This window comes from Flavobacterium sp. WC2409 (assembly GCF_041200085.1).
Taxonomy (GTDB): domain Bacteria; phylum Bacteroidota; class Bacteroidia; order Flavobacteriales; family Flavobacteriaceae; genus Flavobacterium.
Window position 1 is genome coordinate 119,282 of sequence record NZ_CP165625.1, and the last position, 20,852, is coordinate 140,133.

Below are 20,852 nucleotides of genomic sequence, written 5' to 3' on the forward strand. Positions count from 1 at the left end.
TGTGCTGAATAGGGTAACTCAACATTGAATACTAAAAAAAAATGACAGAGGATTTGAAATTAAAAGGAGGACAGCCGATGGCTGTCAGGTATTTTAGATCAATGTCGAAGTAAAAGAAAAGAGTTATGACTGAAGGGAACTTCGTAGATTACGTAAAAATATTTGTTTCTTCCGGTAAAGGAGGAAAGGGGTCTACGCACTTGCATAGAGAGAAATTTATTGAAAAAGGAGGACCTGATGGAGGTGATGGTGGACGTGGTGGACACGTGTTTTTAGTTGGGAACAAAGGACTTTGGACTTTGTTTCATCTTAAATTTGCAAGACATATCAAAGCCGGTAACGGTGGAGATGGTAGTGGTGATAGAAGTACTGGAGCTGATGGAGATGATAAATTTATCGAAGTACCATTAGGAACAGTAGTGAAAGACAAAGAAACGGGTGAAATCTTATTTGAAATCACTGAAGACGGAGAGAAACAAGTACTTTCTAGAGGTGGTAAAGGTGGTTTAGGAAACTGGCATTTTAGAAGTTCTACTAACCAAACACCAAGATACTCTCAACCTGGATTACCTGGTGTTGAAATGGATGTTATTCTAGAGCTTAAAGTTTTGGCCGATGTTGGTTTGGTAGGTTTTCCTAATGCGGGAAAATCGACCTTATTGTCGGTATTGACATCTGCAAAACCTAAGATTGCCGATTATCCTTTTACCACTTTAAAACCAAATCTTGGAATTGTAGCCTATAGAGATTTTCAATCTTTTGTAATTGCTGATATTCCGGGAATTATTGAAGGTGCTGCCGAAGGAAAAGGATTAGGTCATTATTTCTTGCGTCACATTGAGCGTAACTCGACTTTATTGTTTCTTGTTCCTGTGGATACCCCAGACATTAAAGGAGAGTACGATATTCTTGTAAACGAATTGACAAAATACAATCCTGAAATGCTAGATAAAGAGCGTTTGTTAGTAATATCAAAATGTGATATGCTGGATGACGAATTAAAAGCAGAGCTTAAAACTGAGTTGGATGTCGCATTTAAAGATGTTCCTTATATGTTCATTTCGTCTGTTGCGCAACAAGGATTGACAGAGTTGAAAGACAAACTATGGAAAATGTTGAATGACTAAAGAGTCTATTTCTATAAATAAAAAACCCACTATGACGCGATTGCTTTATAGTGGGTTTTTTAGTAAAATGCTTCTTAATTTAATTTAAGCACAGAATCTATTACCCAAGCTGGACCAATCAATAAAAACTGTAAATCCTTAATGAATGACGGTTTCTTACCTTCTATTTTGTGTCCGTAAAATTGTCCTATCCAACCAATAGTGAATACGGCAATAGAAAACCATAATAAAGGAAATGTTTGTGAAATAACATAATTGCCAACTAAACATAGCGCTGTAAATAGTAACATTTTTAATCCCATTGCCATTGATAGCCTAAAATAGAATAACAATACAAACACTAAGACAACAAAAGCCCAATTGGCAAAAATAGGATGGAGAGAAGCAAGTGGTTCTAATATTTGATTGGGAATGCTCATGAACAATCCTACGACAGAGAAAAAGATTAAAGGCACACAGAGGTAATGAATTTTTTTATTGGTCACGTTTTTATGACTTACACTGTATTCTTCAAACCATTGATCTAATGTTTTCATGTTTTGTTTTTTACTATTGGTAGCTAATGTAATAAAAAAACATAAAATTGCTACTATTGGCTCATTTTATTAAAAAGGAAGTAATTAGTTGACAGTATTGTGATTATATCAGAATTTTTTTTGGATGAGGGATAGTAGCGGAAATCCTTTTTTAAGGTTTTTTTTACCTTAAAAAAGATTGTAGCGTATAGCCCGACCCGCTTTTTTTGCGGGACAGCCCATAATAATAATAATAATTTAGTCTTTGTAAGTGTCAAATAAGTATTCGAGGGTTTCGGGGATATTATTGGCCTGCATTTTTGGATAGATAAGATCTAAATCAATCCAGTTTTCTATAATCGTATTAAAATCATCCCCCACTTCATAGACAACGGGAACCCCCAGTTTTTTTAAAGCAGCAGCATTGCACTCTTGTTCGTAATGATTACGAATAGGTATGGAAAGTACTTTTTTACCAAGATACAAAGCTTCGGAAGGAGTTTCAAATCCGCCACCAGTAATGATTCCCTCACAAGTAATAAGGCTTTTATTGAATTTTTTTTGATTTACAGGGAAATAGGTAATGTTGCCTATTTTGTGTATTTGTTCCACTGTATTAAGGAACCAGTGAAATTGAATCCCAGGAATGCTATTAAAGGCTTTTTCTAAGCAATCTTTATCAAAGGAAGGTAAATACACTGTAATGTGCTTTAAATTGGTTGGTTCTGATGCTATGATTTCATCTTTAATGATTGGTGGAAGGATGAAAGAATCATATTTTTCAAAATGCAAGCCAATGTTTTTTCGAGATGGAGCGTAGTGTTTTAAGATCATTTCTCCCATTAGGCTCTTTTTTTCTGGTCTTGGAGTATGTGTCGAAATGAAGCTAGCTTGATGTCCTAATTGTACCGAGTTAACATTTTGCATTTTACAGGCCAAAGAGGTTATAGAATCAAAATCATTTATAATTATATCATAGTCTTTTAAAGGCAGTGATTCAGCATCTTTGTAAATTTGTCTGGGTTTAATATTTTTTACAATATCCCAATAATTTAATCCACCACATTTGCTGTAATGTAAACTACAGCCTTTGCTTTTGTATTTTACAGGTAGCTTAATATCGAGGCTGGCATTGTTTCCGCTTAAAAAGAAATCTATAGTTCCGTATTTTTGTAAATAAGGATAAAGTTGCATTGCTCTACTGATGTGTCCATTGCCAGTAGCTTGTATTGCATAAAATATTTTCATAAATCCTAATTTATATAAAGAGACAAGAATGATTTTGTTTTTAGTTTTTCTATTTTAAATTGTTAAAACAAAAGTAATTGGACTATGTTATGATAAGGTTTTTTAAACTTTTCTAATACATTATGATTTTAATCACATTCTCTATGTTTTTACTTTTTTATCTAAGTTAAAAATATTTTTATTCCTTTAAAATTTCCTTATTTTTGAAAAATGAAATACATTTTAAACTTCATTTTATTTTTCCCACTCGTAGTATTGTCTCAATCTAATTTTGATAAAGGACAAAGTTTATTTGAGGCAGGGAAATTGGATCAGGCCGAAATTGTTTTTGAAAGTATTTTAAAAACGGATCCAACAAATTTAAAAACAATTGAATATTTAGGAGATATAGCAGGTCAGAATAAATCCTGGGATAAAGCTATAGAACTGTATGAAAAATTAAAGGGGTTAAAGCCATCTGAAGCCAATTTTCAATATAAATACGGCGGTGCTTTAGCTATGAAAGCTTTGAGCGTTAATAAATTTAGGGCTTTAGGGATGGTAGATGAAATCAAAGAATCTTTTGAAAAAGCGATAGCACTTAATCCGAGGCATATTGAATCCAGATGGGCATTAATTGAATTGTACATTCAGTTGCCTGGAATTGTAGGGGGAAGTGAAACAAAAGCAATACAATATTCAAATGAATTATATAAACTTTCAGCTGTTGATGGACTTTTGTCTAAAGGGCATATAGATGAGTATTTTAAGAGATACGTTAAGGCAGAGCAGCAATATAAAAAAGCAATTGCAGTTGGGAATTCTGTAAAAAGTTACCAAATGCTGGCTAATTTGTACAAAAACAAAATGAAAGAACCTGCAAAGGCAGAGGCAGTTTTGTTAATTATAAAAAATTTAAATTCAACACCTAAGAAAAATATATGAGAACTCATTTTATCGCTATCGGTGGTAGCGCCATGCACAATTTGGCTTTAGCATTACATAATAAAGGATACCAAGTGTCGGGTAGTGATGATGCTATTTTTGAACCATCAAAATCACGTTTAGATAAAAAAGGAATTTTACCAGCTGAATTGGGTTGGTTTCCTGAAAAAGTCACTCCAGATGTCGAAGCAGTAATTCTAGGAATGCATGCTAAGGCAGACAATCCTGAATTATTAAAAGCGCAAGAATTAGGATTGAAAATTTATTCATATCCAGAGTTTTTATACGAACAGTCTAAAAATAAAACCCGAGTTGTAATTGGCGGTTCTCATGGTAAAACGACCATTACTTCGATGATTCTTCATGTAATGCATTATCATGATATTGCTGTAGATTATATGGTGGGAGCACAATTAGAAGGGTTTGATACCATGGTTCATCTTACGGAAGAGAATGATTTTATTGTTCTTGAAGGAGATGAATACTTGTCGTCACCAATTGACAGACGACCAAAATTTCATTTGTATCAACCTAATATCGCTTTGATTTCTGGAATAGCTTGGGACCACATTAATGTTTTTCCAACCTATGAAAATTATGTAGAACAGTTCGAAATTTTTATTGGTAAAATTACAAATGGGGGGATTCTAGTGTACAATGAAGAAGATCCTGAAGTAAAAAGGGTAGCGGAAGAAGCTACCAATCCAATCCGTAAACTGCCATATACTACTCCAAATTATAAAGTTGAAAATGGAATTACATTATTAGAAACTCCAGAAGGAGATATGCCTATCGAAGTTTTTGGTGGACATAATTTAAATAATTTGGCTGGTGCCAAATGGATTTGTCAAAACATGGGTGTTGATGAAGCTGATTTTTATGAAGCAATTGCCAGTTTTAAAGGAGCTTCAAAACGATTGGAAAAAATTGCCGAAAGTATAACGAGTGTTGCTTATAAAGATTTTGCGCATTCTCCAAGTAAGGTAGCTGCAACTACCAAAGCGGTAAAAGAGCAATATCCAGACAGAACTTTGGTGGCTTGTTTAGAATTGCACACCTATAGCAGCTTAAACGCTGAGTTTTTGAAAGAATATGAAGGGGCTCTTGAACATGCTGATGTAGCGGTGGTGTTTTATTCGCCTGATGCAGTTAAAATTAAGCAATTAGAGGAAGTTACATATGAGCAAATTGCAAATGCTTTTAATAGAAAAGACTTAATTATATATACGAATCCTATTGAGTTTAAAGAGTATTTGTTTGGCTTAAATTTTGATAATTCTGCTTTGCTGTTGATGAGTTCTGGTAATTATGGCGGATTGAATTTTGATGAAGTCAAAAAAATAATAGAATAATCATTTGAATGGAAGATCAAATTAAAATCATAAAAACGACTAGTGAAAATAAAGATTTTATTTCATTGGTAGGAGATTTAGACAAGAGTTTGTGGGAAACCTATCCAGAGTTGAAATCCAATTATTGGGGCAATAACATTATTGAATTAAATCGGAATGTAGTAATCGTTTATAATGATGATGTGGCAGTTGCCTGTTCTTGCTTCAAGAAATATGATAAAAATACAATCGAAATAAAACGTATGTTTGTTTCTCCTGAAATACGTGGGAAAAGATTGGCACAAAGAATGTTACAGGAATTAGAATCTTGGGCAAAGGAGTTGGGTTTTTCTTTTTCGGTTTTGGAAACCTTGTATAAACAAGAAGCGGCTATTGGTATGTATCAAAAAGCAGGTTATTTTATTATAGATAATTACCCACCTTATGAAGGTTTGGGGAATAGTATTTGTATGAAAAAAAGCATTTAAATTCCACTGTAAATGTGGATTTAAAAGGGAATTCATAAGTATTTGTATCAATTTAAATCTTTAAATGTGGAGCAAAATAATTTTCCGATTACCCATTGGTCCGAAGACGACAAACCTCGTGAAAAGTTGATGCTGAAAGGCAAAAGCGTATTAAGCGATGCAGAGTTGATTGCTATTTTAATTGGTTCTGGTAGTAGAAACGAATCGGCGGTGGAGTTAAGCAAGCGTATTTTAAAGAGTGTAAATAACAACTTGAATGCGTTAGGGAAATTGTCTATTTCACAATTGATAACATTTAAAGGAATTGGAGAGGCAAAGGCCATTTCTATTATTGCAGCTCTTGAATTAGGGCGACGAAGAAGAACTGAAGATGCGTTAGAGTTAGTAAAAATAACTTCTAGTAAAGCGATTTTTGAATTAATGCAGCCTATAATAGGAGAATTGCCACATGAGGAATTTTGGATTGTTTATTTAAATAATTCGAATAAAGTGATTTCAAAAGCACAATTGAGTAAAGGTGGGATAACTGGAACTTTGGTGGATGTGAGGCTGGTTTTTAAAAACGCATTGGAACTAGGAGCAACTGGTTTAATTTTATGTCACAATCATCCTTCGGGAACGTTAATTCCTAGTGATGCTGACAAGCAAATAACCAAGAAATTGAAGTTAGCGGGTGTTAGTCTTGAGATTATAGTTTTAGATCATTTAATTGTTACTGAAACAAGTTATTTTAGTTTTGTAGACGAAGGAATATTTTAAAAAATAAAAGAATAAAATGAAAATAGATAATATAAAAGATGTGTTTTTTGATTTAGATCATACGCTTTGGGATTTTGATAAGAATTCTGAAATTACTTTTGAGAACATATTTAATAGAAATCACCCAACTGTTGCCATAAAATCGTTTATTGAGAAATATGTACCTATTAATCAGGCTTGTTGGAAACTCTATCAATATGATAAAATAACGCATCAGGAATTGCGTTACAATAGATTAAAGCAATCTTTTGATGCATTGAACTATACTATTTCAGATAGAGAAATTGATATTATAGCTGATGAATATATTGAATATTTACCGGATAATAATCACCTTTTTGATGGAACATTTGAAATTTTGGATTATTTAAATGAAAAGTACAACCTTCATATTATTACGAATGGTTTTGCAGATGTTCAGTATAGAAAAATCAGTAATTCAAAATTAACGAATTACTTTGATACGGTTACTAATTCTGAAATGGCAGGAGTGAAGAAACCAAATCCCATTATTTTTGAATATGCATTAGATTTGGCCAAAGCCAAAAAAGAACATAGTATTATGATTGGGGATTCCTTAGATGCTGATGTTCAAGGAGCGTTAGATAGTGGATTAGATGCTATTTTTTTTAGTGAAGCTGTTTTTCCAGTTGAAAAGCATATAAAACAAATTAATCATTTATTAGAAATTAAAAATTATTTATAAATTATGAAAAAAGTATTGCTTTTACTGGTTATGTTAGTTTCTTTTTTGGGATTTTCTCAGTCGATTACAAATTATAAATATGTAATCATCCCTTTAAAATTTGATTTTTTGAAAAGTGAAAACCAATATCGTTTAGCGACATTATCAAAGTTTAACCTTAATAAAGCGGGCTTTGAAGCTTTCTATGATAATGAACCTTTACCTAGCGATAATATTCAACGATGTGACTTAATGTCATTTGACGTTATTAAAGAAAAGTCATTTCTGACTACAAAAATGCATGTGGTTTTTAAAGATTGTTATGGTAAAATTATTTACCAATCAGAGACAGGAGTGAGTAAAGAAAAAGATTATCAACTAGCCTATACTGAAGCCTTAAACAAGGCATTTGTGTCAGTATACGCATTGAATTATAAGTATGTTGGTTTTAATAAAATAGTAGAAAGTAAAGTAAATACTATTAGTGCTAATTCGGATATAGTGACAGTCAAAGAAGTTATAAAGGTGGAGGAGAAATTAGTTCCTGTTCCTAAAAAAGAATTAATTGAAGATACAGGGTTTTTATATGCACAACCTGTTGTTAATGGGTTTCAATTAGTCGATACCACTCCAAAGGTGGTAATGAAAGTTTATAAAACCTCTAATGCTAGTTGTTTTATTGCTGAAAAAGATTCCAACAATGGCGTGTTAGTTTCTAAAGACGGGCAATGGTATTTTGAATATTATAAAAACGACAAATTATTTTCAGAAAAAATAGCAGTTAAGTTTTAGTCGTAACTGTTTGAATAAAAAAAGCAGATTATTCTCTTGGGATAATCTGCTTTTTTATTTAATAACCGTATTTGTTTTTCCATCGGTTTTTTAAGAATTCCCGAGTCATATTTTCTCTTGAATTGTTTCCAGGAACATAGATTGCTTTGTTGCTTAGCTCTTGGGGTAGAAACTCTTGCTCTGCAAAATTATTGGCGTAATCATGAGAATATTTGTAATCGTCTCCATAACCTAGCTCTTTCATTAATTTTGTAGGAGCATTTCGCAAATGTATAGGAACTGATAAATCACCAGTTTGCTTCACTAATTGTTGTGCAGTTCCAATAGCTAAATAAGAAGCATTGCTTTTGGGTGAAGTTGCTAAATAAATGGCACATTGACTTAAAATAATTCTACTCTCAGGATAGCCTATAGTCGCTACAGCCTGGAAAGTATTATTAGCCATAATAAAAGCAGTTGGATTTGCATTTCCTATATCTTCACTAGAAAGAATTAACATTCTTCGCGCTATAAATTTCACATCTTCACCACCTTCAATCATTCTAGCTAGCCAATAAACAGCTCCGTTTGGATCGCTTCCTCTTATCGATTTTATAAAAGCAGAAACTATATCGTAATGTTGTTCGCCGCTTTTGTCATACAAAACGGTGTTTTGTTGCACAAGTTCGAATACCCTTTCGTTAGTGATTATAATTTTGTCTTCAGCGGATGCATTTACGACAAGTTCAAAAATATTCAATAGCTTACGTCCATCGCCTCCAGAAAGACGCAATAAAGCCTCTGTTTCTTTTAAAGTGATGTCTTTTGTAGCTAAAAATGAATCCGTCTTTAAGGCACGTTGTAGTAATGCTTCTAAATCGCCCTTTGTAAAAGCATTCAAAATGTATACTTGGCAGCGTGATAATAGTGCGGGAATTACTTCAAAACTTGGATTTTCTGTTGTTGCACCTATAAGGGTAATCCATCCTTTTTCAACTGCAGCTAATAAAGAGTCTTGTTGTGATTTGCTAAACCGATGGATTTCATCAATGAACAGAATTGGATTTTTAGCGGTAAAAAGTCCGCCACTTTGCTTCGCTTTTTCTATTACATCTCGTATGTCCTTTACACCAGAGTTGATTGCACTTAAGATGTAAAAGGGGCGTTTGGATTCTTGTGCTATGATTTGCGCTAATGTGGTTTTACCCGTTCCTGGAGGTCCCCAAAGTAGGAGTGAAGGGATAATTCCTTTTGCTATTTGTTGCGTTAAGGAGCCACTTGGCCCTACTAGGTGAGACTGACTAATATAGTCTTCTAATTTTTGTGGACGAATTCGTTCTGCTAATGGTGCTTCCATTTTGTAAAATTACTATTTTTATTTGAAGCTTTTTCCAGCTATCCACTATATCTTTTATTCCGTTTGCTCGTGCCTCGCTACTACATAAAAGGATGCCGTTTCTATCTGGGCTAAAATCATTTGGTTTTCAAAATGAATTTATTTTCTAAACTATGACAAAATAGCATTTGTATAATTTTGGATGTATTTTTGTGATATACTTTATAATAAAATTTTATAAATGGAAAAAGATTTTAAATATTCAAATTCAGTTATAGCGTTACCCCTTTTTTTTGTGCTTTTCCTTTGGTTTATTTATTGGTTGGAGATTCGATATGATTTTGATTTTGTTGAAAACGGCATTTATCCAAGGACATTTTCTGGATTACAAGGAATTTTATTTAGTCCGTTCATTCATTCCAATATAGATCATCTTTATAGTAATTCAATTCCGTTATTAATTTTGTTGGCTGCACTTCAGTTTTTTTATTCCAAGCAATCACTTTATGTTATTGTGTTGGGCATACTTTTCTCAGGATTAATAACTTGGATTATTGGTAGAGAAAATTATCATATCGGAGCAAGTGGGCTTATTTATGTTTTAGTTAGTTTTATCTTCTTAAAAGGGATTTTGACAAAATACTATAGGTTAGTTTCACTGTCTCTTTCGGTCATTATGTTTTACGGAGGAATGATTTGGTATGTATTCCCTAAAGTAGATGAAACTATTTCTTGGGAAGGTCATTTAGGAGGTTTGATCACGGGTTTCTTATTGGCTATTTTTCTAAAAACGCCAGAGTATGAAAAAGTAATAAAATACGATTGGGAAAAACCGGATTTTGATGCTAGCCAAGATAAGTTTATGCAACGGTTTGATGAAAATGGGATTTTTGTGAATTTACCAGTACCAGAAATAGAAGGAGAAATAGAAGATGAAATTCAATCGTATTATTCCTCAAATCTTTCTGTTAATTACGATATCGTTGAAAACGAAAAAAATGAATCAAAACTAGAGTCTTGATTCATTTTTATTTATTCTTTTATTTTGATTGATGTGAGAACAAGGATAAGGGATTTAACTTCTTTGTCTAACGGCTTCATATAAAAAAGCACCACAAGCTACTGATACATTTAAGGAGCCTATACTCCCAAACATAGGAAGTTTTGCTTTTTCATCTACTATCTTTAAAACAGATGGGTTTACACCACGGTCTTCAGATCCCATTATAATTGCTACAGGTTCATTTAATGAAATATCATAAATGTTTTGATCTGTTTTTTCAGTTGCCGCAACTGTTTTTATTCCACTCGCTTGCAAAAGAAAAATGGCATCTTTAATATGTTCTACTTTACAAATCGGAATGTTAAATACTGCACCCGCGGATGTTTTAACAGTATCTCCATTGACAGGAGCTGATCCTGCTTTTTGAACAATAATTCCATTAACTCCAGTACATTCTGCAGTCCTAATTATTGCACCAAAATTACGTGCGTCAGATATTTGATCTAGGATTAAGAATAATGGGGTTTTTCCATTTTCTACAACCGTATTAATTAATGTTTCTAAATCAAAAAAGGAGATAGGGGAGATTGTAGCTACTGCACCTTGATGATTGTTAGGTGTTAGTCTATTTAGTTTTTCTACTGGAACGTAGGAGAAGTTTATGTTGCCACGCTTCATCACTTTCATTAAGTCCTTCATTAGTTCGCTACTCGCTTCCTTTTGTATATATACTTTATCAACAGTTGCACCAGCTTGTATGGCTTCAATTATTGCTCTTATTCCAAATATTTGATGTTCTTTTTCCATGGTGCAAATATATAAAAAAAAACCACCAGCTTTCGCTGATGGTTTTAATATTATTCAAGTGATGAAATAATTAGAATTTATCCCAAAATACTTTAGTAGTTAATAAATCACCACCACTAATAAGAGCTGAAGCAGCACTTACGTTTGTTTGATTTACCGTTTGTTCTGCAGCAGGATATTTATATCTTGTTGGTACAGATTTAAGGTCATTGTATGCAGCAGCTGGTGCTAATAAAACTGGGAAATCTAATCTTCTGTAAGAGATCCAAGATTCAAATCCTCTGTTGTATAAACCTATCCATGCTTGTTCTCCAATACTTTTTTTCCAGTTTGCAGCATTATATACTACTGATGGTTGAGCTAGGTAAGTAGCAACATCAGCAGTTGCAACACCCCAGCTTTGCATTGAAGCTGTAATTGCAGTTGTGTAATGTGTTGCTGCTGTACCTCCAACTGCTACTCCTCTTGCAGCTGATTCAGCTAGTAAGAATTCAGTTTCAGTATAATCAAATATTGTTCCTGCAAAAGTAGGATCTAAAATATCATCATTAATATGTGAAAAGTTAGTGTAGCTGTTAGATGTACCATAGATACCACCTTTATAAATTGCTGTACCAGGTGCTACAGTAAAGTATTTAGCTCTTCTTGGGTCAGAAAGCGCATTTAATTTGTCAGCAAATGTATCTGCAATTACAAAATCTTTTCTTCCACTTGCAACGATATCCACATATAATGGATTTGCATTAGGTTCTGCTCCTAAATAAACTAGATCAGCATTGTCAGAGTTACTTGTCATTACTCCTGCGTTTACTGCAGCAGTAATTTGAGCACTAGCATAAGCAGCATCAACATCATGCATGTTAACAGCAAGTCTTAATCTAAGAGAGTTTGCAAATTTTTTCCATTTAGCAGCATCTCCACCGTAAATTAAATCAGCAGATCCAAAACTAGATTCGGAAGAACTTAATGAAGCTACATCCGCAGTAAGTCTACTGATGATGTCTTTGTATATTGTTTGAGCATCATCATACTTAGGTAGAGGATGTCCTTCAATATCTAAAGCTTCTGTGTAAGGTACATCTCCAAATGTGTCCACTAAAACACTAAAAGTATATGCTGACATGATGTCAACAATTGCTTTTTTGTTTGCTAAAATAGCTGCTTCAGTTGGTCCTGCAGTTACTTGTTTACCCAATAAAGTTTGTGACTCTTTCAAATCTCTTAATACATCTCTATAAAGAATTGTAAAATGAGTATCAGGAATTGGTCTAGTTGTCAAGTTATATTGACTTTCATCTGGATAAGTCGTTTCTGCCCAATATTGTGTAAACAATCTGAAAACATTTCTGTTAACTGATGCATTAACCATCTGGTCAACTAAACCTTTCTGAGCATTTGTGAATAAAAACTCTGGTTTTGTTGTAGTTGGGTTCTTTGTATCTGCATTTAATCCTGTAATATCATCAGTACATGATACCGTTAAGGCTATAAATGAGATTAATAAAAATATCTTTTTCATAATTTAAAATTTAAATGTTACGTTACAACCAATATTTCTAGTTGATGGCAATGAACCAATTGAATATCCTGCAGAGTTTGAGTTTGCACTTAATCCACTTTCTGGGTCAGCATAAGGAAGGTTTTTGCTTATTATCCATAAGTTTGAACCTACAATGCTAAATTTCATTTCTTGAAGATTCATTCTCTTAACAATAGTAGTAGGTAAGCTATAAGTAATGTTAACTTCTCTTAATTTAACAAATGATGCATCGTAAACAAACGCTTTGTTAGGAGCTCTTCTATATCCTGATACGTTTCCATATTGGTCAGGAGAAGGAGTTCTTACTGTATTTGGAGTTCCGTCAGCTTGTACACCTGGTAAAATTACACCACCACCATTTGCGATAGTATTTCTAATAGGATTTCCTAGTTCATTGTTACCTGCTGTTACGTCATATAGACCAGTAGCTAAGCCATAAGCTTGATCAAGAGAGAAGATATCTCCACCTTGTTTCATGTCTATTAAGAATCCAAGAGATAAGTTTTTGTAAGTAAATTTATTACGAACCCCACCAATCCAATCAGGATTAACATCTCCGATTACATTGTTAGCTGATGCATTTACAACGTATCTACCGTTAGCACCTACAACTTTTTCACCATTTAAATAAGTAAAGTCTGTACCTCTAAGGACACCATAAGCTTCACCTACAGCAGCATTAAGAGTTACACCTTGACCAAATGAACTTAATCTAAGGTTTTCAATTCCGTCAACTAACTTAGTAACTTTATTTTCGTTTTTAGACCAGTTTACAAATACATCCCATTGGAAGTTTTTTGATTTAAATGGTGTAACGTTAAATTGAACCTCAATACCTTTATTCTCTACAGTTGCTGCATTGATATATCTAGCACTGTTTCCAGTAGATGTAGAATAAGGAACTGAAATTGCTTCTCCATCATTTACGTTTTTGTATGCACTTACTTCAAAACCAATTCTTCTGTTTAAAAATTGCATTTCCAAACCAATTTCTTGAGTGTTTGTTTTTACAGCTTTTAAGTTAGGGTTGTTTTTTGTAGAAGCAACTGAATATTGTTGATTTGTTCCAAATGGGTCATTTTTGATATAAGTATCTACTAATGATTGATTTGGTGTACCAAGTGGAGATTCAGAATATCCAGCTCTAATTTTACCAAAACTTAACCATGGTTGGTTAACGTGATTTGTGAAAACATATGATCCAGATGCTGAATACGTATTAATTGCATTTTCGTTTTGTGGTAAAGTAGAGAAAGCATCTCTTCTTACGGTTGCATCTAAAAATGCAAAGTCTTTATATCCAAAAGATGTTGATGCGTAGTAACTATTGATTCCTTGGTTTACTTCTGATTCTACTGGAAATGGAACACCAGCAACAGAATTAGATAAACTGAAAAGATCTGGAACAATAAGTCCACCTTGAGTTGAGTTCAATGTAGAAACAACTCTAGTTTTTCTTGATGTACCTCCGGCAACTCCGTTGAAGCTAATGTCTTCTGAGATGTCTTTTTTGAAAGTCAAGATAAAGTCATAATTTTGTTCAGAGAAGTTTCTCATGTATTTTTGGTACCCAGAAGTTTCTGCTAATCTGTTAATACCAAAATCACCTGCAATAGATCCGAAAGCTCTTCTTTCTTCACGTAATTCACTGTATGAATCGGTAGAGATTTTACCTGTAGCAGTTAACCAGTCTGTTAGTTTATAGTCTAATTTACCGTAACCTAAGAATCTGTTTCTTTCATCTGATTGGAAGTTTTTATTTCTAATGAAATATGGATTATCCCAATAGATTTGTGTTAAATCTGAAGGATCAGAATAGTTCCAGTTGATGTTTTGTCCACCAGATCTTTCGTAAACTTGTTTCAATTCTTGAACATCAACGTTAGTTTGCCACCATTGACGGAAGTTAGACATAATGTTTTCATTATATCCTGTTGAGTTTCTACCTACAGTTGATTGAGTGTTGTAGTTAGCAAATGCACTTACAGATAATTTATCTGAAAATATGTGGTTTACTTTAACGCTCATACTATTTTTTTTCATATCACTATTTGGTAAAATACCAGTTTGTTTTGAATTAGTAAAGTTCAAAACAAAATTTGTAGTGTCATTTCCGTCTTCTAACGATACAGAGTTGTTAAAAGAAGTTGCTGTTTGAAAAAATGTTGTAGGATCATTTTTTGCAGCTACCCAAGGAGTAGCTTTTTGATAGCTATCAGACCATGGAGTAAATGCATTCCAATTGTATACTAGTAAGTTAGGGTTGAAAGCCGCTCCGTAAGATGCATCTTCAGAAGTTGGTACAACTAAGTCTTCAACACCGTCACCATCAATATCTCTTGATAAGAAATATCCAGAAGCATCTTCATAATAAGGTCCGTAACCAGCACCGTATTTGTCTTGGTATTTAACAAATGTTGATTTGTCAATAGTTCCAGCAACAAATTCAGATGATACTGTAACACCTAATCCTTTTTTTGTTCTACCTTTTTTGGTAGTAATCATTACTACTCCATTTCCTCCTAAGTAACCATATAAAGCAGAAGCTGCTGCTCCTTTTAATATGTTTACGCTTTCAATGTCTTCAGGATTGATATCCATAGCAGCATTACCGTAGTCATAAGTGTTACCAGCTCCAGTAGTTTGACTTGCAGTATTTGAGTTAATGTTTGAGTTGTTAATAGGCATTCCGTCTATTACAATTAACATTTCATTATTACCAGTTAAACTCTTAACCCCTCTAGATACAATACTTGAAGACCCTCCAAAGTTGTTGTTTCTTTTGATGTTTACACCAGCTACTTTACCTGAAAGTTCATTAATGAAGTTTCCACTTCCAGCTCCTGCTGTTAAATCTTCAGCTTTAATCTCTTGTGTTGCATAACCTAAAGATTTTTTTTCTCTTTTGATTCCTAATGCAGTTACAACAACGCCTTCAAGCTCCATAGCAGTGCTTTCTAACTTGACATTAACAGTTGATGATGTAGCTTTTAATTCTTGGGTTTTCATCCCAATGTAGCTAAATATCAAGATTTGACTTGATGATGCTTTGATAGTATATTTACCATCAAAATCAGTTTGTGCTCCGTTTTTAGTTCCTTTAACTAATACACTTACACCTGGTAAAGGCATACCTGTATTGTCAGAAACAACACCCGTCACAGCTCTCTCTTGCGCAAAAGTTAGTTGCGCCATAAGTACTACTAGTAGTACTAAGATTCCATTGAACTTTAGTTTCATTTTTAAATATTTTGAATTAGTGTGACAAAACTCTTAATAAATTGTTAACTTTCCTAATAATTGAAAACCTTTTTTATGCGCGCATTCAAAATTTAACATTATAACTTATATGAATGATTGTGTTATAAAATTTGAATTCTTCGTTTTTTCTACTGCCGTTTGCAATTGATAATTTTATGAACCCGCCTTTTGTTAGAGCTCCAATTCCTAAACCTGTTCCTAGTATTTTTGTTGTTTTGTTATTTTTTTCAGTGTTAAAAGGGTCTTTTAAAATGCTGTAGTCTAGTATGCTATGTATGTATAGCTGTGGTGTAATTAAATAGCGATACTCTGTTAGTAAAGCTGACATTATATTTGCTTGAAGGCTGTTTTCTTTAAATCCACGTATTGAATTTATTCCTCCATATCGATATAGTTCATTGATATTGTAAGAAGCGCTTTTTAAGTAATAACTTTCATTTTTAATGTTGATAAAATTTTTTTTATTAATGCTAAATAGATGTTGAATGTTTATATTTATGAACGCTTGTTTATTTGTTGGGGTGTTTTTGTCTTTGAAATTTGTTTTGCGTTCTCCTGTCCCTAGTTTTAATATTAATATGGTTTTTGATGGAAATAGTGTGTTGTTGTAATTGTAATGACTGTATTCCATGTTTGTTGTGATAAAAGAGTTCTTATAATCACTTATGAAATTGGTATTTGTATTTTGGATGTCGCTTGAAGTGGTCGATTGGTATCCTAGGTAGAAACGAGTTTTGTAATTTGAATAATATCCAATGTCGATTGCTGTTTTTGTATTTTGATATATACTGTCTTGTTTGAAAATATCTAATTGCGCCCTTAGTCCTATTGGGCTATTTAATATATAAGGGATCTCTAGGCTAGTTTTGAAAGTTTTTTGTTTTTTTTCATCGCTTTTCCAATATAATGTAAATTGTTCTCCGGTTAATAAGAGGTTTTCTAGTTTTAAATCAAGGTATCCGTTAAGTACTATTTTATTTTGGGCGTTATTGTTAAAACCTATAAATCCGTCAAAATTGTTTGTCTTTCGTTTGTTGAGATAAATGTAGATTTTGGTACTGTCTTTTGTGAACAGTATTTCTGGATATTTTATTTGGGTTGCGAACCCTAAGTTTTCAAAATCGTTATTAATTAAGGTTACTGTTTTTTGATTGTATGTTTTGTCCTTGTATTTGCGATTTATTTGGGTAAGGTATCCTTTTGGAAAATAATCGTCAATGTTGTCGTTTGCTTGTTTAATGACGATTTTATCTATTTTTCTCTGATTTTCTGTTTCAAAGTCTAATTCTGCAAAAAGGATGTCGTTTTTTTTTGTAATATTTCTTAGTTTTAATTTCGTGAATGCGTAACCTCTTAGTTCTAATTTATGTAGGGTTTCATTTAAAAAATATTCTATTTCTGAATAGGGCATTATTAAGCTGTCCTTCTTTTGGTCGAATAAATTGAGTTTTTTGTATTTTGAATTTATACCTATATATATATGTATGTATTTTATTTTGTATCCTATTTTTATATTCGCAACATAGGAGGTGTCGTTAGTCTTCGTTAATTTAATTAATCTACTTTCGGTGTATCCTTTTTTTGAAAGTTTCTCCAAAACAAGGTTTGTCTCGTTTTCTATTGATTTTGTATTGATATGTATGGTCGAATAGGTAAGGGAGTCAATTTTTTTTGTTTCTAATGAAGAGTTTCCTGATATTTTTAATTGAAATTTCTGAGCTTGACAATTTAAGCTTAGGAGTATTAGTAATAGATAGGTTTGTAGGTGTTTCAATTGAAAATTAATTTTGATAAAAGTAATATAAATATCTAAAGTTTAAAATGTAATTCAATAAGGAAAATAATCTTATTGAAAATTAATGGATTAACGTTTGTAGAGTAAAAAATAATTTATACATTTGCAACCCCGTAAAAAGCGGGAATTAAATATACATAATAAATTTTTAGTATTAATTATGCCAACAATTCAACAATTAGTAAGAACAGGAAGAACTCAGATAACTAAGAAGAGTAAATCGGTTGCTTTAGATTCTTGTCCTCAAAGAAGAGGGGTTTGTACGCGTGTTTACACTACAACACCAAAAAAACCAAACTCTGCAATGCGTAAAGTAGCGCGTGTACGTTTGACAAATGGTAATGAAGTAAATGCCTACATCCCTGGTGAAGGACACAATTTACAAGAGCACTCGATAGTATTAGTTAGGGGTGGAAGGGTAAAAGATTTACCAGGAGTTAGATATCACATCGTTCGTGGTGCACTTGATACGTCAGGAGTAGCAGGAAGAACGCAAAGAAGATCTAAGTACGGAGCTAAACGCCCAAAAGAAGCAAAAAAGTAATTTAAAACGTAATTTTTATTGAGGCGCGATCTATCGCGGCTGGATGATTATGAAATTTTATTAAAAAAAAGACATGAGAAAAAGAGCGGCAAAGAAAAGACCACTTTTACCAGATCCAAGGTTTAACGACCAATTGGTAACGCGTTTTGTGAACAACTTAATGTGGGACGGTAAGAAATCAACAGCTTTTAAAGTTTTTTATGATGCAATTGACATTATAGAATCAAAAAAGCAAGATGCAGAAAAACCATCATTAGAAATATGGAAAGATGCTTTAACTAATGTTATGCCTCACGTAGAAGTACGTAGTCGTAGAGTAGGTGGAGCTACGTTTCAGATTCCAATGCAAATTAGACCGGATAGAAAAATCTCTATGGCAATGAAGTGGTTAATACTTTATTCTAGAAGAAGAAATGAAAAATCTATGGCTCAAAGATTGGCATCAGAATGTTTAGCTGCGGCTAAAGAAGAAGGTGCTGCTGTTAAGAAAAGAATGGATACTCACAAAATGGCAGAGGCTAACAAAGCGTTCTCTCACTTTAGATTTTAATTCATAAGAAATGGCTAGAGATTTAAAATATACAAGAAATATTGGAATTGCTGCTCATATTGATGCTGGTAAAACAACAACAACAGAGCGTATTCTTTTTTATACTGGGAAATCACACAAAATTGGTGAAGTACATGATGGTGCTGCTACAATGGACTGGATGGCTCAGGAGCAAGAAAGAGGTATTACAATTACTTCTGCAGCGACAACTTGTGAGTGGAATTTTCCAACTACACAAGGTAAGCCGTTACCAGAAACATTGCCGTATCACTTTAATATTATCGATACCCCGGGACACGTTGACTTTACAGTTGAAGTAAACCGATCTTTACGTGTTCTTGATGGTTTAGTTTTCTTATTTAGTGCTGTTGATGGTGTAGAGCCTCAATCGGAAACTAACTGGAGATTAGCTGATCAATATAGAGTACCACGTATTGGGTTTGTTAATAAAATGGACAGACAAGGATCTAACTTTTTGATGGTATGTCAACAAGTAAGAGATATGTTAAAATCTAATGCAGTTGCAATCACTTTGCCAATTGGTGAAGAAAATGATTTCAAAGGTGTTGTGGATTTAGTGAAAAACCAAGCTATTGTTTGGCATGAAGAAGGTTTAGGAGCAACGTACGATATTGTGCCTATTCCTGAAGATATGCTTGAAGAAGTGAAAGAATACAGATCAATTCTTATTGAAGCAGTAGCTGATTATGATGAGAATTTGCTTGAGAAATTCATGGAAGATGAAAACTCTATTACTGAGGAAGAAATCAACATTGCATTAAGAGCAGCTGTAATGGACATGGCTATCATTCCAATGATTGCTGGTTCTTCTTTCAAAAACAAAGGTGTTCAATTTATGTTGGATGCTGTTTGTAAATATTTACCTTCTCCAATGGATAAAGACGGTATCGAAGGGATTCATCCTGACGACGCTGAATTGTTAGAAGAAGATCAAACTAAAATTTTGCGTAAGCCAGATGTTAAAGAGCCATTTGCTGCTTTAGCTTTTAAAATTGCTACTGACCCATTCGTAGGTCGTTTGGCTTTTTTCCGTGCTTATTCAGGACGTTTAGATGCAGGTTCTTATGTTTTGAACACACGTTCAGGAAATAAAGAAAGAATCTCGCGTATATATCAAATGCATGCTAACAAGCAAAATCCAATCGATTATATCGAAGCGGGTGATATTGGAGCGGCAGTAGGATTTAAAGATATTAAAACTGGAGATACATTGTGTGATGAAAAAAACCCAATTATTCTTGAGTCAATGAAATTCCCTGCGCCAGTAATTGGTATTGCAATTGAACCTAAAACTAAAGCTGACGTTGATAAAATGGGTATGGCTTTAGCTAAATTAGCTGAGGAAGATCCAACATTTACTGTTAGAACTGATGAAGCTTCAGGACAAACTATTATCTCGGGTATGGGTGAGCTTCACTTAGATATCCTTGTTGATAGAATGCGTCGTGAATTCAAAGTTGAAGTAAACCAAGGTGAGCCTCAAGTTGAGTATAAAGAAGCTTTTACAAGAGAAGCTCAACACAGAGAGACATATAAGAAACAATCTGGAGGTCGTGGTAAATTCGGTGATATCGTATTTAGATTAGAGCCTGCTGATGAAGTGGATGGTAAAACTCCTGTTGGTTTGCAGTTTATTAATGCTGTAAAAGGTGGTAACGTTCCTAAAGAATATATACCATCTGTTGAAAAAGGTTTCAGGGAAGCTATGAAAACTGGTCCTTTAGCAGGATACCAAGTAGATAGTTTGAAAGTAACTCTTTTGGATGGATCTTTTCACCCTGTGGATTCTGATGCGCTTTCTTTTGAGTTAGCTGCCAGAATGGGATACAGAGAAGTGGCTAAGGCTGCTGGTGCTGTAATTCTTGAGCCTATCATGAAAATGGAAGTTATTACACCAGAAGAAAACATGGGGGATATCGTAGGTGATATCAACCGTCGTAGAGGACAGGTTAATGACATGGGTGATAGAGCAGGTGCGAAAACAATTAAAGCGGATGTACCTTTATCTGAGATGTTTGGATATGTTACTACATTAAGAACTTTATCTTCAGGTCGTGCAACTTCAACAATGGAATTTTCACACTACGCAGAAACGCCTTCAAATATATCTGAAGCGGTTATCAAAAAAGCAAAAGGAAACGCTTAAT

At 33.4% G+C, this 20,852-nt stretch carries 18 protein-coding genes; 11 read left to right on the top strand and 7 right to left on the bottom strand.

Annotated features, from left to right (window positions below):
* The first annotated feature begins 125 nt into the window (after window positions 1–125).
* Window positions 126–1,127 carry a GTPase ObgE gene (gene obgE, locus AB3G34_RS00435; protein WP_367757160.1) on the top strand — a complete coding sequence of 334 codons (1,002 nt, stop codon included), beginning with the start codon at window positions 126–128 and terminating at the stop codon, window positions 1,125–1,127.
* 74 nt (window positions 1,128–1,201) lie between these two features.
* Here the strand turns inward: obgE and AB3G34_RS00440 are convergent, their stop codons facing one another.
* Window positions 1,202–1,663, bottom strand: a complete 462-nt coding sequence (locus tag AB3G34_RS00440) for a DUF962 domain-containing protein (RefSeq protein WP_369753116.1) — start codon at window positions 1,661–1,663, stop codon at window positions 1,202–1,204.
* 237 nt (window positions 1,664–1,900) lie between these two features.
* Window positions 1,901–2,890: a glycosyltransferase family protein gene (locus AB3G34_RS00445; RefSeq protein ID WP_367773533.1), complete on the bottom strand. Its 990-nt coding sequence runs from the start codon at window positions 2,888–2,890 to the stop codon at window positions 1,901–1,903.
* A 210-nt stretch (window positions 2,891–3,100) separates the two neighbouring features.
* Here AB3G34_RS00445 and AB3G34_RS00450 point away from each other — a divergent pair, with 210 nt between their 5' ends.
* The 6 genes from AB3G34_RS00450 (at window position 3,101) to AB3G34_RS00475 (ending at window position 7,869) form a co-directional block, all read left to right on the top strand.
* Window positions 3,101–3,814, top strand: coding sequence for a tetratricopeptide repeat protein (locus AB3G34_RS00450; RefSeq protein ID WP_367773535.1), 714 nt, complete (start codon window positions 3,101–3,103; stop codon window positions 3,812–3,814).
* On the top strand, window positions 3,811–5,166 hold the full coding sequence (locus AB3G34_RS00455) for a UDP-N-acetylmuramate--L-alanine ligase (protein WP_367773537.1): 1,356 nt from the start codon (window positions 3,811–3,813) through the stop codon (window positions 5,164–5,166). Before AB3G34_RS00450 ends, AB3G34_RS00455 begins: the two co-directional genes overlap by 4 nt.
* Before the next feature lie 8 nt (window positions 5,167–5,174).
* On the top strand, window positions 5,175–5,633 hold the full coding sequence (locus AB3G34_RS00460; protein WP_367773539.1) for a GNAT family N-acetyltransferase: 459 nt from the start codon (window positions 5,175–5,177) through the stop codon (window positions 5,631–5,633).
* A gap of 66 nt (window positions 5,634–5,699) precedes the next feature.
* On the top strand, window positions 5,700–6,392 hold the full coding sequence (radC, locus tag AB3G34_RS00465) for a DNA repair protein RadC (protein WP_367773541.1): 693 nt from the start codon (window positions 5,700–5,702) through the stop codon (window positions 6,390–6,392).
* Between the two features lie 16 nt (window positions 6,393–6,408).
* On the top strand, window positions 6,409–7,098 hold the full coding sequence (locus tag AB3G34_RS00470; RefSeq protein ID WP_367773543.1) for a YjjG family noncanonical pyrimidine nucleotidase: 690 nt from the start codon (window positions 6,409–6,411) through the stop codon (window positions 7,096–7,098).
* A gap of 3 nt (window positions 7,099–7,101) precedes the next feature.
* A complete protein-coding gene (locus AB3G34_RS00475; protein ID WP_369753117.1) occupies window positions 7,102–7,869 on the top strand; it encodes a hypothetical protein in 768 nt (255 codons plus the stop codon).
* A gap of 58 nt (window positions 7,870–7,927) precedes the next feature.
* Here AB3G34_RS00475 and AB3G34_RS00480 read toward each other — a convergent pair whose 3' ends face one another.
* Window positions 7,928–9,205 carry a replication-associated recombination protein A gene (locus AB3G34_RS00480; protein WP_369753118.1) on the bottom strand — a complete coding sequence of 426 codons (1,278 nt, stop codon included), beginning with the start codon at window positions 9,203–9,205 and terminating at the stop codon, window positions 7,928–7,930.
* 220 nt (window positions 9,206–9,425) lie between these two features.
* Between AB3G34_RS00480 and AB3G34_RS00485 the strand changes: the two genes are divergently transcribed.
* Window positions 9,426–10,205, top strand: coding sequence for a rhomboid family intramembrane serine protease (locus AB3G34_RS00485; RefSeq protein ID WP_367773549.1), 780 nt, complete (start codon window positions 9,426–9,428; stop codon window positions 10,203–10,205).
* Window positions 10,206–10,259: 54 nt separating this feature from the next.
* On the opposite strand, the gene rlmB is transcribed toward AB3G34_RS00485, so the two are convergent.
* The 4 genes from rlmB to AB3G34_RS00505 form a co-directional block, all read right to left on the bottom strand.
* A complete protein-coding gene (gene rlmB, locus AB3G34_RS00490; RefSeq protein ID WP_367773551.1) occupies window positions 10,260–10,994 on the bottom strand; it encodes a 23S rRNA (guanosine(2251)-2'-O)-methyltransferase RlmB in 735 nt (244 codons plus the stop codon).
* Between the two features lie 70 nt (window positions 10,995–11,064).
* Window positions 11,065–12,513, bottom strand: coding sequence for a SusD/RagB family nutrient-binding outer membrane lipoprotein (locus AB3G34_RS00495; protein ID WP_367773553.1), 1,449 nt, complete (start codon window positions 12,511–12,513; stop codon window positions 11,065–11,067).
* Window positions 12,514–12,516: 3 nt separating this feature from the next.
* The gene (locus AB3G34_RS00500) at window positions 12,517–15,774 is read right to left on the bottom strand and encodes a SusC/RagA family TonB-linked outer membrane protein (protein ID WP_369753119.1); all 3,258 of its coding nucleotides are present in this window, start codon (window positions 15,772–15,774) and stop codon (window positions 12,517–12,519) included.
* A gap of 85 nt (window positions 15,775–15,859) precedes the next feature.
* On the bottom strand, window positions 15,860–17,569 hold the full coding sequence (locus AB3G34_RS00505) for a hypothetical protein (RefSeq protein WP_369753120.1): 1,710 nt from the start codon (window positions 17,567–17,569) through the stop codon (window positions 15,860–15,862).
* Window positions 17,570–17,750: 181 nt separating this feature from the next.
* Between AB3G34_RS00505 and rpsL the strand changes: the two genes are divergently transcribed.
* The 3 genes from rpsL to fusA all read left to right on the top strand — a co-directional run bounded on the left by rpsL (window position 17,751) and on the right by fusA (window position 20,851).
* Entirely contained in the window at window positions 17,751–18,134 is a 384-nt protein-coding gene (gene rpsL, locus AB3G34_RS00510; RefSeq protein WP_007136570.1) for a 30S ribosomal protein S12, read from the top strand.
* Between the two features lie 73 nt (window positions 18,135–18,207).
* A complete protein-coding gene (rpsG, locus tag AB3G34_RS00515) occupies window positions 18,208–18,684 on the top strand; it encodes a 30S ribosomal protein S7 (protein ID WP_035668130.1) in 477 nt (158 codons plus the stop codon).
* Between the two features lie 10 nt (window positions 18,685–18,694).
* Window positions 18,695–20,851 carry an elongation factor G gene (fusA, locus tag AB3G34_RS00520; RefSeq protein WP_367757192.1) on the top strand — a complete coding sequence of 719 codons (2,157 nt, stop codon included), beginning with the start codon at window positions 18,695–18,697 and terminating at the stop codon, window positions 20,849–20,851.
* Window position 20,852 lies beyond the last annotated feature (1 nt).